Genomic DNA, 15,897 nt, shown 5'->3' with positions numbered 1-15,897 from the left:
TCTATTAGGGAACGCAGACTACGCAGACAGAGCGCAGATTTACGCAGACCATATTTTTTCAATAAATAATCTGCGTGTTCTGCGTAATCGGCGTTCAGTAATAGCTTTTTTACACATCCCCATTAAAATATAAGGGAAATCATTTTGAGCATAGACCTACGTTATTTAGAGAAACAATATTTGTACATTTGCGAAAATCAGATTTAGATTGGCAATAACAAATGGAAGAAGAAGCAACGAAATATATCCGGCTTATAGAACTGGCGACCCAAGCGCCATCCGGACATAACACACAGCCTTGGATTTTTACTATTCAAGAGAATCAAATCACAATAGAACCGGACTTTTCCAGAGCATTGCCGGTGGTTGACGGGAATCACAGGGAATTATATATCAGCCTTGGATGCGCTGCTGAAAATTTATGCATCGCAGCATCCGCCGCCGGCTACCAAACGAAAGTCGGGATTGCAACACGAAACGATACGGAACGGGTGATTCAAATTACTTTGCATAAAGCAACCGATGTGCAACCCTCTCCTTTGTTTCCTTTTATAGGAAAACGGCAAATGAACCGCCAGACATACAACGGAAACAAAATCCTGGACCTTTTCCTCGATAAATTGGAAGCAGTCCAAACAGAAGCGGATACGCAACTTTACTTCTTTGAGAACAACAGTCCGCAATTTGAAGCATTAAGACCGTATATATTGAAGGGAAACAAGAGGCAAATGAACGACCAGGCATTCAAGGAAGAACTGAAATCATGGATGCGTTTCAATAAAAAGCATTCGGAAGCGACTCACGACGGATTAAGTTATGCCGTATTCGGTGCCCCCGACCTACCGGCATTTATTTCCAAAACAATTATGAGATCCGTATTAAACAGTCGTATTCAAAACAAAGGAGATAACAAGAAAATAAGCACTTCCTCCTATTTCGTTCTTTTCACGACACGAAATAATTCCATCGAAAACTGGATTGCATCAGGAAGGACATTGCAACGTTTCCTGTTGACAGCCAGTAAAGAAGGAATAGCTTGTGCTTTTTTCAACCAACCTTGTGAAGTAAAAGAATTAGCGGATAAAATACAGGAGACATTTCCAATCAACAAAGAATACCCCGTACTATTGTTGCGCCTCGGATATGCAAAAGCCGCCCCCTATTCATCCAGAAGAAATGTTACAGATGTGATAAGGAACGGCTGACCAGTTAACGCAAGTTTTTATAGTCAGGGTATTATTCTATCTTTCCAACCATCTTGGACGGGTCCACCCATTCGTCGAACTCTGCGGCAGTAAGCAACCCTAATTCAATTGCCGCCTGTTTCAGGGTTTTATTTTCCTGATAGGCTTTTTGTGCAATGGAGGCAGCTTTATAATAACCGATTTTAGGATTCAGGGCGGTGACAAGCATCAATGAATCGTCCAGATGCTTTTTAATATTCTCTTTTCTTGGCTCGATACCAGCTATACAGTGTTCGTTGAAGCTAAAGCAACCTTCGCCAATCAGACGGGCACTATGCAGGAAATTATAGATAATCATCGGTTTGAATACATTCAATTCAAACTGTCCGCTGGCACCTCCCACTGAAATTGCCACATCATTCCCCATCACCTGGGCTGCAATCATGGTAAGTGCTTCACATTGGGTCGGATTCACTTTTCCCGGCATGATGGAAGAACCCGGTTCATTTTCCGGTAACCGAAGTTCACCGATGCCGGCACGCGGCCCGGACCCCAACATCCGGATATCATTCGCTATCTTCATCAGGCTTACAGCCACTGTTTTCAATGCTCCATGTACTTCCACCAACGCATCATGGGTGGCAAGCGCCTCAAATTTATTGGATGCTTTGACAAAAGGTTGCCCGGTTAGTTCCGACAAACGCTTCGACACACATTCATCAAAATCAGGAGGGGTATTGATTCCCGTACCTACAGCAGTTCCGCCAATGGCAAGTTCCGCTAAATGGGACATCGAGTTTTTAATCGCCCGTATCCCATGCTCCAATTGGGAAGCATACCCGCTAAATTCCTGCCCGAGAGTAAGCGGGGTGGCATCCATAAAATGGGTACGCCCTATTTTAACTATCGGCATAAAATCGCGGCTCTTCTTCAATAAAGTGCAATGTAATTTTTCCAGACCGGGCAGAGTAACTTCTTTCAACAGCTTATAAGCTGCAACGTGCATCGCGGTCGGGAAAGTATCATTGGATGATTGGGATTTATTGACATCGTCGTTCGGGAGCAAAACTTTTTCCTTGTCGGTCAACTTACCCCCGGATAATACGTGGGCACGGTTGGCTATCACTTCGTTTACATTCATGTTGGTTTGGGTACCGCTACCGGTTTGCCAAACAACCAAAGGAAACTCTTTATCCAATTTTCCTTCCAGTATTTCATCACAAACCCTGCCTATCAACTCACATTTATCGGCAGACAAAACGCCTGCTTCCTTATTTGCCATCGCTGCTGCCTTTTTCAAATATGCAAAAGCATAAATGACTTCCTTTGGCATCCGGTTCGTATCTCTGGCTATCTTAAAATTATTTACACTACGCTGAGTTTGAGCACCATAATAAGCCCCTGCCGGGACTTGCACCTCTCCCATCGTATCTTTCTCTATCCGGTATTCCATAGCACTTGTATTTTAATGTCTACTCAATAATAAAACCGGATAGAGAAAGAATTGTTTATGAAAACTTACTTATCCCAACATGCTATTCTATAGGAATACAAATTTCCGTCAGCAAATCCTCCGGAAGGGTATTACAGGGGTCATTCAGATAACGTTCGTAGCTGGGTTCATCCCGGAAGGTATAGCCTGACTGCGGTATTTTCTGTGCATAAATCGTATCATAAACCATACCTAAGTGTTCATAGGCTCCCTTATATAGGAACGTGGCATAACGTCCTGCCGGAATCTGCCGTGCTCCTACTTCCCCTTTTGGTTCCGCCGACTGCGGCAATACCATGCAAACGTCCGTACGTAACTTTTCCGGAGCGGTTACTTTCGGATCGTCATAATAAATACAAAGCGGGCTGGGGTCACCCATCGGCAATTTATTTTCGATAACGTAACCTATCAGCCGTTTCCATGTCCCGCCATAATCATTCAAACGGTAATCACCTGTCAGGCGGATATAAATCACGTCCCTTGCCGGAATCTCTTTTACTTCGGTTTGCAACTGCAAATCCGGTCCTATTTTTTCTGGTCTCATAATTGTGTACGCTTTATTGTTTCTATATTCATTCGGTGAAATAGAATAGAACTGCCGGAAGGTTTTCGACAAAGAAGAAGGTGCACCATACCCTACCCTGTAAGCAATCTCACTGATAGACAAATCCGTGTAACGAAGCAACCGGGCTGCAGTCTCGATCCTTGTCCGCACGATAAATGTCCCGAGAGGTTCCCCCAGAAATGCGCTCATGACCCGGTGAAAATGATAGGGTGAGAAATTGGAAATCTCGGCAAGCCGGTTCAAATCGATATTCTCTCCCAAATGATTATTCACATATTCAATCACCAGGTTTACCCGCTTCAGGTATTCTTCTCTTGTAGATGTTCTTTGTTGCATATTCTTATACTGTTTCACCGGACAAAGATAACAGGACATTCCACCGGTCACTTTTCCAATCTTGCTAACTTATAAAAAGGTACTATGACAGATAACAAAAACGGGCACAGAATTTTGCAGACTTATTTCACATCTGCCAATCTCTGTGCCCGTTTATTTTCCTGTAGAGAGTTCTGACAACTTTCTCTTACAGCGGTTTATACTTTCAAACGCTTTTACTGCTTAGCAAGCCATTCGCGTATCGCTTCTATCAACTGTTCATTTTCATTCTTCGTTTGAGTAGAGAGGCGAATATAGGTTTCATCCAATCCACGGAAGTTGGAGGCATCGCGAATCAGTATGTTATAATTATCCCATAAATACTGCTTCAAATCAGCAGCCGTTCCTTTTCTCAAACGAACCAGGAAGAAAGTGGTAGCAGTAGGCAAAACTTCCAAACCATCCAATTTGGTAAGCTGATAAATAAAATCTGCCGTTTCGCGTTGCCATTTACGGATAGGCAGGGTAAACTGGGCCGGATGTATCAGGATATATTTGCTCGCTTCTATTGCGATTGCATTGATAGACCAGGGAATAATATATTTACTGATTTCCTCTATCTTTTCAGGACTGGCAACAATATACCCCACACGCAACCCCGGAATATTATAAGCCTTCGATATGGACTGTACCAATATCAGATTCGGATTATTCTTTATATCGGAGGGCTTAAGCATTTCTTCCGTTGTAAAAGAGACGTATGCCTGGTCTATAATAAAAGTCGTCTGACGGTTGGCCGCTATCATTCTCAACAACTCGATACGATGTATCAGTTTTCCATCCGGATTATTCGGATTGCAGAGCCAGCAGAAATCCTGTCCTTCAAAAGAAACTTCCGAAAGGTCTTCTCCCGTCGAGAAGAAAGAGATTTCATGCTCATGTAAACGGCAGGCATCTTCATACTCCGAAAAAGAAGGAACAGCAATAAAAGATTTGGCCTTTTTCCACGCCTGAGCCAACAGATAAAAAGCGGTGATAGAACCGTTGGTCACAACAATATTCTCTTCTTTTATTTCATAACGGCGCGCCAACAATCGTTTCACCGAAGCTGCATCCGGTTCCGGATAACGGGTTAGCTTGTCAAACTGACTGTTCAGATGTTCCTGAAGTTTTTCCAGATTGGCACCATGCCAAACATTAGAACTGAAGTTTATTTTCACCTCATTCTGCGAATTGTAAAAATCATCGCCGTGTCCGAATAACATATGAATAATGTATTTTAGTAAATAATATTTTATTAATAGATGGACAAAGATACATATCTTTTCCGATAAGAAAAGCCTACATCAACGCTTTGTAAATCGTATCCTGTATACGGGTCCGGATGTCCAGCGAACTCAATTTGTTATTGGCACGCGTAGGATTTACCCGGTTAGACAGAAAAATATAAATCATTTGATTATCCGGGTCTACCCAAAAACAAGTCCCGGTATACCCTGTATGCCCATAAACCGACGGAGGCGCCAGTGTGCCGCAAGTAGAGGCGCGCGGATTACCGACCAAAGGCTTGTCGAACCCCAATCCCCTGTGCGACGTAGGGCTTTTGCTCTGTGTAAACAACCGGCTTGTTTCAGCCGACAGATAGCGTTCGTCCCCATAAGCTCCTAAATTCAGGTACAACTGAAGTATTTTAGCCAGGTCGTTTGCGTTCGAGAACAATCCGGCATTCCCCGAAACCCCTCCCTGGAAAGCGGCCGCTTCATCGTGCACATACCCCCGGAGTTGCTGATGACGGACAAAACGATCGTTTTCTGTCGGTACAATCCGCGAAGTATCCATCCTGTGCAACGGATTGTAAGCGGTATGCCAGGCACCCAGCGGACGGAAGAAATCCGTGTCCAGCAGACTGTCCATCGGCTGGTTCATCTGTTTCTCCACCATCATCTTCAAAAGGATAAAATTGATACAGCTATATTTGAACTTTCCCCGGTTTCTTAATTTAGAGTCTTTTATTTCTTTGATAATCGAATCTTTAAAAGAAGTGTTCAAATAAAAATCGCGCGCCACCTCGGTGGTAAACCCCGGCTTTTTCTTATTGGAAACCAAACCGGGAAGATAGGCAACATCTTCCCTTACATAAGTCTTCCCGTCAAAATTAACCGGATGGGCCGCATCTTTTACACGGCTGTATAAACTGCCTGTATAGCTATCCTTATCCATCGCATCCAGATAGAAATTAATTGAAGGGGTCAATCCGGACTGGTGATATAACAATTCCTTTATATTCAAATCTTTTTTATCCGAAGATTTCAGTTCCGGTACAAATTCAGAAATTTTATTGTTTAACGAGAATTTTTTCCGGTCGTAAGCTTTCATCACCGCAAGCAACGTTCCGGTAGCCTTTGAAGAAGAGGCCAAATCATACACGGCATCATTATCTACCGGTTGCGAACCGGTATAATCAAAGTAACCGAAAGATTTATCATAAATAACCATTCCGTTTTTAGCGACCAACACCTGACAACCGGGATAAGCCTGCTTATCCAAGCCTTCCTGCACAATCGAATCGATTTCATTCAAGCGAACGGCATTCAGGCCGACCTCCTCCGGTTCATGGTATCCCAAACGCGTCTTTTCCGTAAAAATTCCGCTCCCGGCAAAATACAGACCGGGGATAGATACCGGAAGTTTACCTTTTGCCGCAACTCCGCCAAAGACCATCTGTGCAGCATATTCCTGTGCCAAAGGGGTCATCTCATAGCCCATTATAACTGCTTTTGCTTTTTCTACCGTTTGCTTATATTCCTTGGCAAAATAAGGCAACGTGAAAAAAGCAAGAATCAGCTCTTTCTTTTCCGCCAGTTTACGCAAAGCCGGATTTTCCGGAATACGGACGGTATGCACACTACAGATAATCCGGTCATATCCCTCCAGTTTCTTATAAACCTGCTGAACCTGTGCAGCCGTTGCCGTACGGGAAATACTGAAACAGGCAACCGTATCATAGCGGTTCACCATCGTTTGGAAGCTATTTCCTACCGCATCGCCAATCGAAAGGACAGCCGTATTCTTTTTGCCCAACTGCTTTAACGGCAGCAGGTCGTTTTCATTTTTCAACAGAGTGATTGCTTCCGAATTTAATTTGGCAGCAAGCCAGGCGGCATGGGGAGAATTCAAACGCCCGGAAAGCCCTTTGAGTTCAACCGGCTGATAATTATTCAATCCGGCAATATATTTATACTGTAATATTTTCAGGCATTTCGCTTCAATCTCTTCCAGATCCAACGTACCATCTTCTATGGCTTCTTTTATCGCTGCAAAATCAGAAAGCGGAGCTGCCGGTGCGAGCAGGATATCATTCCCTGCCAATAAGGCTTTGACTGACGGGTTATCCGATTTATTGGAAGTCGCCCCCTTCATCGCCAAAGCATCAGTAAAACAAAGACCTGAAAATTGAAGTTCTTTCTTTAACAAGCCCGTTACAATCGGTTCGGACAAAGAAGAAGGACGGTTTGTTTTATCCAGAGCCGGCACATAAAGATGCCCGGTCATCACTCCGGCAAAGCCTTCTTGAATATAACGTTTAAAAGGATAGATCTCCACACTGTCCAGACGGGCTCTGTCATGGTAAACTGCAGGAAGCGTATTGTGTGAGTCTTCCGAAGTATCGCCATGTCCCGGAAAATGCTTGGCTACAGATAGGATGCCATTCTCTTCCAGTCCTTTTGCATACGCGATTCCCTTATCTGCAACAGCCGCCGGGCTTTCCCCAAACGAGCGGATGCCGATTACCGGATTATCCGTATTGCTATTCACATCCATATCCGGTGCAAAATTGATATGGATACCCATCTCTTTACACTGGCGTGCCACTTCGCGCCCATATTCGGTAATCAGGTTATTATCTTCGATAGCTCCCAACATCATATTTTTCGGAAACCGTGTTGTCCCGCTCAGGCGCATGGACAACCCCCATTCTCCATCCAATGAAATCAACAAAGGAACTTTAGAAGATTTTTGCGCCCTGTTCGTTACAAGCGCCTGTGTCTTGGGATCTCCTTTATGGAAAAGGATACCGCCTATTTTAATTTCATCAATATACCGTTTCAACCGCTGCAGGTTCCGGGTATCATCCTTTGGATTAAGAATCACCATAAACAACTGCCCGATACGCTCGTCACTGCTCATCGAGTCGAATACGGAATCCACCCAATGATTCATCTTTTCTTTATCTACTGAACGATACATATTTGGAATGATTTCACTTTTCCCGTAAAGTGAACAAATGCAGCATAAAAACAGTATATATATCTTTTTCATTTTACTTTCGAGTATAAAAACAGTCCAAATATAACGAAAAAACAAATCCTTCCTACTTGCGTATCAAATATTTATTTCGTTACTTTGCAGCCGCTTTACGTAATCTCTGTCGGGACAAAGTAGCCCGTTATATTGCGTTTCGTTAAACATTACAATTAAAAAGCTATAAACAATGGATTTAATTAAAGTTGTAGAAGAAGCGTTTGCTACAAAGAAGGAACATCCTTCTTTCAAGAGTGGTGACACGATTACAGTAGCTTACCGTATCAAAGAAGGTAACAAAGAACGTGTTCAGCAGTACAGAGGCGTTGTTATCCGTATTTCAGGACACGGTGACAAAAAACGTTTCACTGTTCGCAAAATGTCTGAAAACGTTGGTGTGGAAAGAATTTTCCCGATCGAATCACCGTTCATCGAAAGCATCACTGTTAACAAACTGGGTAAAGTACGTCGTGCTAAATTGTATTACCTGCGTGCACTTACCGGTAAGAAAGCAAGAATCAAAGAAAGAAGAAACTAATATTCTTCGGTTCTATTGCCATAAAAAAGAGGGAGCTTTTCGTTCCCTCTTTTTTGTTTCTACAAAGCCCTCCTGATTATTAATTTTTCTACCGGAACATACCGCTAAAAGGACACGGGCTATTTTTATTTTTCTCCTATCTAAATCTGTTCACGAGGCGGTCATTCATATTTTTGGCGCCCTCGAAAATATGAATGACCGCCTCGTGAATATTTTCGACCACCTCGAAAACAAAATACTACAGGTTCAAAAATGGACTACAAGCCAATACTTTTCTGATTTATAAGGCATTAATCACAAGTTCTTTGCCTTCCTTCAACTGGTCATGAGAAATGAACCATCCGTCAAGTTCCTTGCCTCCGTAAGTTATCTTCGTTATCTTTTTTCCGTTGCCGTTCTTTTTGATTGTAAATCTGGTCTTATCATCTAAAGTAAACCGAACCTGGTCGAATAGAGGTACAGATATTATATATTCCGGATCCGCCGGGGAATATGTATATAAACCGATTGCATTAAAAACATACCAGGCTGACATTTCGCCGGCATCATCCATACCCGCATAAGCAAGTTTATCCGCGCCCATATCATAATAATGCCCCATAATACTGTCCAACATACATTGCGCCTTTTCCTGCTTGCCGATAAAATAATAAGTATAAGGGACACTGTGGTCCGGCTGATTTCCATGACAGTAATTTCCGATAAATCCAGTCATATTATGTGCTTCATAGCCTCTCCACGGTTCTGTAAACAAAGAATCGAGCTTTTGCTCAACCGCTTCTTTACTTGGATAAAGGGCGATCATTCCTTCCGGGTCATGAGGGGCAAAAAACAGGGATTGCCAGGCATTTGCTTCCCGGTACATATAAGCATAATAAGGATAATACGGATCAAAATCTTCAATCCAATTGCCGTTATCGATACGTCCTCTCCAAAAACCGGTACCCGGATCGAACAGGTTCTTATAGTTGGAGGTACGTTTCATCAGTAAATTATAGTTATCCTCGTCGCCCAACTCTTTAGCCAACAAAGCAGTAGCATAGTCGTCGTAAGCATATTCCACCGTTTTTGTAACAGCGGCTTTATACTCATCCTGGGTCGGTACGTTTGTCGTATCTTTTTCCGCAATCCAGCCTCTTTCCATATATTCGTCCAGATAAGGCCTGCCTCCACGTCCGGGAACCGTAGCATTATTCAGTAACAACTGATAAGCACGCTTCAAATCAAAATCTTTCAGACCGCGTAGATAAGTCCCGGCAACGAAAACAGAGGCATGGTCGCCATGAAAGAAAGTCGGCATATATCCGTTTCTCTTCTCCCCCTTATCCGTGATAGACTTAATTACATCGACTGTAACATCCGGAGATAACATACCTAACAGTATTAGTTTATTGCGGTAATCATCCCAGAATGAAGGGTCTGTATAATAACGGAACCCTCCGTTGGCAACCTCACCTTTTGCATCCGTATATTCCCCGTTTACATCACTACGCAAAGCCGGCCAAAGGAACGAACGGTACAGGCAAGAGTAGAATATACCTTTTTCACGTTCCGTTCCACCCGTTACATTTATTTTTGCCAACAGGTTTTCCCACGTTTCAGCTGCTTCGCTACGAACTTCCGCAAAATTTTTATTCAGCATTTCCTGTTCCAGGTTCATTTTAGCGTTTTCCACACTGACAAATGAGAATCCTATTTTAAGTTCCAACGGTTCTTTTCCTTTACTATCCAGGAAATTAACCAAAGACACTTCATGCGCCTCATCTTTTGCCTGTTCTATATCTTTTATGCCATAATTGGAAACTGCATAGAAATACATTTTACCATCCCCATGCTGGAAACCGGAAAATACATGCTCATCCATTTTCTTTATATCCCATTCCGTCACCCGGTTGTTGGAGCGGGTCATATCGGCCAACAGCCTTTTATCGTCCCCTTCCCTGAATGTATATTTATGGTAAGCACAACGCAATGTGGATGTCAGTTCTGCGTTAATTCCATATCTTTCGAGAAACACCTGGTAATATCCGGGATGTGCCGATTCATTCGCATGGCTGTATCCGGAACAATAATCACTGGGAGAAATCTTTCCGGTAACAGGTAACAATGGTATATGGAGCAGGTTCCAATGTCCTTTATTCGTATGGGAAAAACCATAAATAACGGTATCCTCATACTGATACCCTGCACCACTCCGGAACCGTGTTACCGGACTGAGTTGTACCATCGCATTCGGCAGAGAAGCTCCGGGAAAAACCTCGGCGCCCCAGGTACGCGCTTTCATTTTACGCACATATCCCAAATCTTCCGGTTCCCAAAGAGTTGCCGTTCCTAATAAAGGATTTACATAATCAACCAATCGTTTGTCGGATTTACAACCGGTCATGAAAATTGCCAACACTAAAATAGTCCATAATTGTTTTTTCATACTCATCACTTATTTAATCATAATAGCTTTTTACCTTTCCACCAAGAAAGTCTTAATCAGTATACAAAAATAAGCATCCACCGTCATATAAAGTCTTTTCGGCGACATTTTTTACCTTTTCGTCGACAGATTTTTCAAATACAATCCCCTGTTTATTACCTTTGTACATAAAAGAATCAGATTCGAAATGCCGTATACAAAGAAAAATGAACTGTTAATAGGTTTCACAATATCTGTGTTATTGAGTCTTTTTGTTAACTCTTCATTACTTATCGCAAGTTATAAGGATAGTACACAGCATATAACGGACAGGCCTCAACATCCCTTTGAAAGCCAACTGATTATTTTTTCCTTTGTATGGTTTTTCCTTTTTGCATTCCTGCTTTATCTAATCAACAATCAAACGTATAAGTGGGGAGACCGGTGGTTCGGGAAAAAAGAATATAAAAGTATTCTCTTTTCTATGGTAGTCAGCATTCTGGTTGCATTTGCCGTATTTATGAAATTTCCATCCGTATACAACCTATTAGTAAAAGACAGGTTTGAATCTTATCTGGTAACGGAAAAAATTGAACTTTCACGGCAACAAAGGCCGGTACCCGGAATGCACAGATGGGAACGGGACAGAAACGATGAAAAACATTTTAAAATCATGCCAGTCCCGCCGTTTCCCTATCCGATGCTTATGGAACATTTAATCGTACTGCTGACTATTATGCTAATCGTCCCGCTTATCCGGCTTTTGCATGGCAAACAGCAGATGATGCTCGATTATGAAAAACTTAAAACGGAACAATTGCAAGCCTCTTATAATGCCTTGATGGGGCAAATCAACCCTCACTTTTTCTTTAATTCGCTGAACGGGCTTAATTCTTTAATCCGCAGCGGGGAAAAAGAACAGACGCTGACCTATCTGGATGAGCTATCCAATGTATTCCGCTATATCCTGCAAAGTAATAAGAAAGAATTGGTTACGCTGGCAGAAGAACTGCAATTCGTAAAAGCGTATACCTATTTGCTGGGCGTACGGTATGAAGGAAAACTTTTCTTCTCCATACAGGCTGATCCTCCTTTACTTCTTTGGTATCTTCCTATTTTAAGTATTTTACCGCTGATTGAAAATGCAGTAAAACATAATGTGATAAGCAAACAGTACCCGCTGCAAATAGACATTTACACAACAGCAGAAAAGCAATTGGTTGTATCCAATCATATACAACCCAAAATAGAAGACAGCCACAGCAGCGGTATCGGACTCAAAAACTTATGGGGCCGTTACCGGATGCTGACCGGAAAAGACATTCAGATTTCAAACCGTAAAGAATATTTCAAAGTATCGCTTCCACTTCTTAATACCCCTGCACACTTATGAACGCAATCATTATAGAAGATGAAACGGCTGCTGTAGGCAGTCTGAAAGCTATTTTGGCACAGAACAGCGTAATGCCTGTCGATGTCATTGCCGAACTGGAAAGTATCGAAGAAAGTATCCGCTATTTCAGTTCCAATCCTCATCCGGATATTATCTTCATGGACATCCACCTGGCAGATGGTTCCGCCTTCAAAATCTTTGAACAGGTGGATATAAAAGCACCTGTTATTTTCACTACGGCTTATGACGAATATGCGCTCCAGGCTTTTCAGGTAAGCAGTATCGACTATCTGCTCAAGCCGGTGACGCTTGCATCTCTCGAACGGGCATTGGGCAAACTCCGCAGATTCGGGCCGGAAGAACGGCTGGAACATATCCGCCAGACAAACGACACCATCCAGCGCCGGCATCCGATAAAAAGCCTGCTGGTAATGCTTGCCGACAAATTTTATCCGCTTCCGGTTGAAGATATCCTGTTCTTTTATACGGCAAATGAAAAGATTACCGCCTATACGTCCGATGGGAAACGGCATCCGGTAGACCGCACACTGGATACGCTCAGCGAACAACTGGATACGGATTGCTTTTTCCGTGCCAACCGGCAGTTTATCATTTCCCGGAAAGCAATCCGCGATATCGACCTGTGGTTCGGCAACCGCCTGTCTGTCAATCTCACCCTCCCCGTACCGGAGCGGATTATCATCAGCAAAACAAAAACGCCTATTTTCAAAAAATGGATTTTAGCAGAAGAATAGACTTTTATAGTATTTGTTAATACAACCGCACAGCCAAAGAATCATATCTTTGCACAACAAGAAAGGCCTTACCGGTGTTTTGTTCATAAAAAAGAGACAGATATGAGACTTACATATATTTATCACAGTGGCTTTGCAATCGAAGCAGACGGTTATACCCTTCTTATCGATTACTTCAAGGATACAGGCAAATCCCCGGATAAAGGGTTCGTACACGAAGAACTTTTAAACCGGGCCGGTACTTTATATGTACTATCCTCCCATTTTCATCCGGACCATTTCAACGCAGAAGTCCTCCAATGGAAAAAATATAAGAAAGATATTGTCTATCTTTTCTCCAAAGATATCCTGAAACGCCACAGGGCAACTAAAGAGGATGCCATTTACCTGAAAAAAGGGGATGTTTACGAAGACCATAACCTGCATATCGAGGCTTTCGGCTCCACGGATGTCGGAATCTCTTTCCTGATTAAAGCCGATGGTAAACAGATCTTCCATGCCGGCGACTTGAACAACTGGCACTGGAAAGACGAATCGACCCAAAAGGAAGCGGCGGATGCAGAAAAAGCTTATCTGAAAGAATTGGACGACCTGACAAAACGGACTACCGAGCTGGACTTGGCAATGTTTCCGGTCGACCCGCGTATCGGCACAGACTTTATGCGAGGCGCCCAACAATTTATAGACCGGATAAAAACCGGTATCTTTGTCCCTATGCATTTCTGGGAACGCCCGAGCGATGTAGTGGTGTTCGGACCTTATGCCGAGTCAAAAGGATGCCGTTATGTTTTACTATCCATACCGGGAGAAGGAACTGATTTTTAAACCAATCATAATTAAACACAAGACTTATGGAAATAAAAAGCAGATTTGATCATTTCAATATCAACGTACTCGACCTTGACAGAAGTATTGCTTTCTATGATAAAGCACTGGGGCTGAAAGAACATCACCGGAAAGAAGCCGCCGACGGCTCATTTATCCTGGTGTACCTGACCGACAATACAACCGGTTTTTTACTGGAACTGACCTGGCTCAGGGACCGGACCGACGCGTATGAACTGGGAGACAACGAAAGCCATTTATGCTTCCGGGTAGACGGGAATTATGATGAGGTCCGAGAGTATCACCGTGAACAGGGTTTTATCTGTTTTGAAAATAATGAAATGGGCTTATATTTCATTAATGACCCAGATGATTACTGGATTGAGATATTGCCAGTCAAATGACGGGAACAGGTAACAGATGTCTTTTATTTTCGTTTTTTTTGATGAAAATCATTGCAACTAACCATATTCCTCTTATATTTGCTTTCCAGAAAAGAGAATCATTATTAATCTAAAGATAAAATCATGGAGAAGCCTTATGTAGTAGGTATCGATATAGGTGGTACCAATTCGGTTTTCGGCGTAGTAGACGCAAGAGGTTCAATTTTGTATAGCGGTTCTATCAAAACCGGTAAATATACTGATATAAACGAGTATGTAGCAGAATTATCTAAAGGGCTGAAGCAGGTTATCGAACAGGCAGGTGGTCCTGATAAGATAAAAGGTATTGGTGTAGGAGCTCCTAACGGTAATTTCTTTAACGGATGTATCGAGTTCGCTCCGAATCTTCCTTGGGAAGGTAAAATTCCTTTGGCCCAAATGATTAGCGAAGCATTAGACGGAATACCCGTTGCTTTGACAAATGATGCGAATGCTGCTGCTATCGGTGAAATGACTTATGGTGCTGCACGTGGTATGAAAGACTTTATCGTTATTACCCTGGGTACAGGTGTGGGTAGCGGTATCGTAATCGGCGGTAACCTGGTATACGGTCACGACGGATTTGCCGGCGAATTAGGCCACGTTATTGTTCGTCGTAACAACGGACGTTTGTGCGGTTGCGGCCGTCACGGTTGTTTGGAAGCATACACTTCGGCAACAGGTGTAGCACGTACAGCACGCGAATATCTGGAAATCCGTAAGGAAGACAGTATCCTTCGTGAACTGGATCCGGATGAAATCACTTCCAAAGACGTATATGATGCAGCAATGAAGAACGATAAAATCGCTCTTGAAATCTTTGAAGCAACCGGTACTATGCTGGGTGAAGCATTCGCTGATTTCGTTGCATTCTCAAGTCCTGAAGCAATCATCTTATTCGGCGGTCTTACCAAAGCCGGCGATTTGATTATGAAACCAATCAAAGAGGCAATGGATAAGAATATGCTGAAAGTATTCGAAGGCAAAACAAAATTACTTTTCTCTCAATTAAAAGAAAGCGATGCTGCCGTATTAGGAGCAAGCGCACTGGGTTGGGAAGTAAAATAAAAGATTACATTTAAATTTCATTTCAGGCACGGATTATGCAGGATTCATATCCTATAATTCGTGTCTGTTTTATTTTCAACTTTATGCTTCATCCTTTATATCAGTTTATCTATTGTCCGAAATGTGGTGCAAAAACATTTGTGGAACGCAACGAAAAAGCCAAACAATGTACCACTTGCGGATTTGTATATTATTTCAATCCGTCTTCTTCCGTAGCCTGTTTCATCAGAAATCCCAAAGGCGAACTGCTTCTGGTACGCCGTGCCAAAGAACCGGCAAAAGGGACACTCGATTTGCCCGGAGGTTTTATCGATATGCACGAATCGGCTGAAGATGCAGTAGCCCGTGAAGTAAAAGAAGAAACCGGGCTCGATATCACGAATTGCCGGTATCTTTTTTCACTTCCTAACATTTACCCTTACTGTGGATTCGAAGTACATACTGTTGATATGTTCTTCGAGTGCCTGGCTGAAACCTTTGATAAAGCCCAGGCCGAAGATGATGCGGCAGAAATCATCATTCTTCCTTCCGAGCAATTGGAGCCAGCCGATTTTGGCCTGCAATCCATCAAGAGAGCTATTTCACTCTATAAAATTCATGGTATTTAAAAATACAGCATTAGACAAAAGGC

At 42.7% G+C, this 15,897-nt stretch carries 13 protein-coding genes; 8 read left to right on the top strand and 5 right to left on the bottom strand.

Translation table 11 applies throughout. The annotated features are described in order from the left end of the window. The first annotated feature begins 221 nt into the window (after positions 1–221). A complete protein-coding gene (locus ACGE0T_RS02030) occupies positions 222–1,205 on the top strand; it encodes an Acg family FMN-binding oxidoreductase (protein WP_459188893.1) in 984 nt (327 codons plus the stop codon). A gap of 31 nt (positions 1,206–1,236) precedes the next feature. Here ACGE0T_RS02030 and fumC read toward each other — a convergent pair whose 3' ends face one another. The 4 genes from fumC to ACGE0T_RS02010 all read right to left on the bottom strand — a co-directional run bounded on the left by fumC (position 1,237) and on the right by ACGE0T_RS02010 (position 7,876). After that, the gene (gene fumC / locus ACGE0T_RS02025; RefSeq protein ID WP_459188892.1) at positions 1,237–2,637 is read right to left on the bottom strand and encodes a class II fumarate hydratase; all 1,401 of its coding nucleotides are present in this window, start codon (positions 2,635–2,637) and stop codon (positions 1,237–1,239) included. A gap of 82 nt (positions 2,638–2,719) precedes the next feature. Beyond that, complete coding sequence (locus tag ACGE0T_RS02020; RefSeq protein WP_459188891.1) at positions 2,720–3,577, bottom strand: AraC family transcriptional regulator; 858 nt, start codon at positions 3,575–3,577, stop codon at positions 2,720–2,722. Between the two features lie 215 nt (positions 3,578–3,792). Further along, complete coding sequence (locus tag ACGE0T_RS02015; RefSeq protein ID WP_459188890.1) at positions 3,793–4,821, bottom strand: aminotransferase class I/II-fold pyridoxal phosphate-dependent enzyme; 1,029 nt, start codon at positions 4,819–4,821, stop codon at positions 3,793–3,795. A gap of 76 nt (positions 4,822–4,897) precedes the next feature. Continuing rightward, complete coding sequence (locus ACGE0T_RS02010; RefSeq protein ID WP_459188889.1) at positions 4,898–7,876, bottom strand: glycoside hydrolase family 3 N-terminal domain-containing protein; 2,979 nt, start codon at positions 7,874–7,876, stop codon at positions 4,898–4,900. Between the two features lie 172 nt (positions 7,877–8,048). Here ACGE0T_RS02010 and rplS point away from each other — a divergent pair, with 172 nt between their 5' ends. After that, the gene (rplS, locus tag ACGE0T_RS02005; protein WP_459188888.1) at positions 8,049–8,396 is read left to right on the top strand and encodes a 50S ribosomal protein L19; all 348 of its coding nucleotides are present in this window, start codon (positions 8,049–8,051) and stop codon (positions 8,394–8,396) included. A 280-nt stretch (positions 8,397–8,676) separates the two neighbouring features. On the opposite strand, the gene ACGE0T_RS02000 is transcribed toward rplS, so the two are convergent. Then, positions 8,677–10,824 (bottom strand): GH92 family glycosyl hydrolase, encoded by a 2,148-nt coding sequence (locus ACGE0T_RS02000; protein ID WP_459188887.1) that lies wholly within the window; start codon positions 10,822–10,824, stop codon positions 8,677–8,679. Between the two features lie 187 nt (positions 10,825–11,011). On the opposite strand from ACGE0T_RS02000, the gene ACGE0T_RS01995 reads away from it, so the two are divergent. The 6 genes from ACGE0T_RS01995 to ACGE0T_RS01970 all read left to right on the top strand — a co-directional run bounded on the left by ACGE0T_RS01995 (position 11,012) and on the right by ACGE0T_RS01970 (position 15,874). Continuing rightward, the gene (locus ACGE0T_RS01995; protein WP_459188886.1) at positions 11,012–12,196 is read left to right on the top strand and encodes a sensor histidine kinase; all 1,185 of its coding nucleotides are present in this window, start codon (positions 11,012–11,014) and stop codon (positions 12,194–12,196) included. After that, on the top strand, positions 12,193–12,951 hold the full coding sequence (locus tag ACGE0T_RS01990; RefSeq protein ID WP_459188885.1) for a LytR/AlgR family response regulator transcription factor: 759 nt from the start codon (positions 12,193–12,195) through the stop codon (positions 12,949–12,951). The genes ACGE0T_RS01995 and ACGE0T_RS01990 overlap by 4 nt, the downstream gene beginning before the upstream one ends. A gap of 102 nt (positions 12,952–13,053) precedes the next feature. Further along, the gene (locus ACGE0T_RS01985; protein ID WP_459188884.1) at positions 13,054–13,776 is read left to right on the top strand and encodes an MBL fold metallo-hydrolase; all 723 of its coding nucleotides are present in this window, start codon (positions 13,054–13,056) and stop codon (positions 13,774–13,776) included. A gap of 26 nt (positions 13,777–13,802) precedes the next feature. Further along, the gene (locus ACGE0T_RS01980; protein ID WP_459188883.1) at positions 13,803–14,180 is read left to right on the top strand and encodes a VOC family protein; all 378 of its coding nucleotides are present in this window, start codon (positions 13,803–13,805) and stop codon (positions 14,178–14,180) included. Positions 14,181–14,303: 123 nt separating this feature from the next. Next, positions 14,304–15,266, top strand: a complete 963-nt coding sequence (locus ACGE0T_RS01975) for an ROK family protein (RefSeq protein ID WP_459188882.1) — start codon at positions 14,304–14,306, stop codon at positions 15,264–15,266. An 83-nt stretch (positions 15,267–15,349) separates the two neighbouring features. Further along, positions 15,350–15,874: an NUDIX domain-containing protein gene (locus ACGE0T_RS01970; RefSeq protein ID WP_459188881.1), complete on the top strand. Its 525-nt coding sequence runs from the start codon at positions 15,350–15,352 to the stop codon at positions 15,872–15,874. Positions 15,875–15,897: the final 23 nt, after the last annotated feature.

It is taken from the genome of Parabacteroides sp. APC149_11_2_Y6, from assembly GCF_054506995.1.
The sequence above is the reverse complement of the archived record's forward strand: the minus strand, read 5'-3'. Positions and strand labels throughout refer to the sequence as shown.

Excerpts from the sequence above, each read along its gene's own strand:
- ACGE0T_RS02000 (WP_459188887.1), bottom strand. The coding sequence starts at position 10,824 with ATGAAAAAACAATTATGGACTATTTTAGTGTTGGCAATTTTCATGACC.
- ACGE0T_RS02020 (WP_459188891.1), bottom strand. The coding sequence starts at position 3,577 with ATGCAACAAAGAACATCTACAAGAGAAGAATACCTGAAGCGGGTAAAC.
- rplS (WP_459188888.1), top strand. The coding sequence starts at position 8,049 with ATGGATTTAATTAAAGTTGTAGAAGAAGCGTTTGCTACAAAGAAGGAA.
- fumC (WP_459188892.1), bottom strand. The coding sequence starts at position 2,637 with ATGGAATACCGGATAGAGAAAGATACGATGGGAGAGGTGCAAGTCCCG.
- ACGE0T_RS01990 (WP_459188885.1), top strand. The coding sequence starts at position 12,193 with ATGAACGCAATCATTATAGAAGATGAAACGGCTGCTGTAGGCAGTCTG.
- ACGE0T_RS01975 (WP_459188882.1), top strand. The coding sequence starts at position 14,304 with ATGGAGAAGCCTTATGTAGTAGGTATCGATATAGGTGGTACCAATTCG.
- ACGE0T_RS01995 (WP_459188886.1), top strand. The coding sequence starts at position 11,012 with ATGCCGTATACAAAGAAAAATGAACTGTTAATAGGTTTCACAATATCT.
- ACGE0T_RS02010 (WP_459188889.1), bottom strand. The coding sequence starts at position 7,876 with ATGAAAAAGATATATATACTGTTTTTATGCTGCATTTGTTCACTTTAC.
- ACGE0T_RS02015 (WP_459188890.1), bottom strand. The coding sequence starts at position 4,821 with ATGTTATTCGGACACGGCGATGATTTTTACAATTCGCAGAATGAGGTG.
- ACGE0T_RS01985 (WP_459188884.1), top strand. The coding sequence starts at position 13,054 with ATGAGACTTACATATATTTATCACAGTGGCTTTGCAATCGAAGCAGAC.
- ACGE0T_RS02030 (WP_459188893.1), top strand. The coding sequence starts at position 222 with ATGGAAGAAGAAGCAACGAAATATATCCGGCTTATAGAACTGGCGACC.
- ACGE0T_RS01970 (WP_459188881.1), top strand. The coding sequence starts at position 15,350 with ATGCTTCATCCTTTATATCAGTTTATCTATTGTCCGAAATGTGGTGCA.
- ACGE0T_RS01980 (WP_459188883.1), top strand. The coding sequence starts at position 13,803 with ATGGAAATAAAAAGCAGATTTGATCATTTCAATATCAACGTACTCGAC.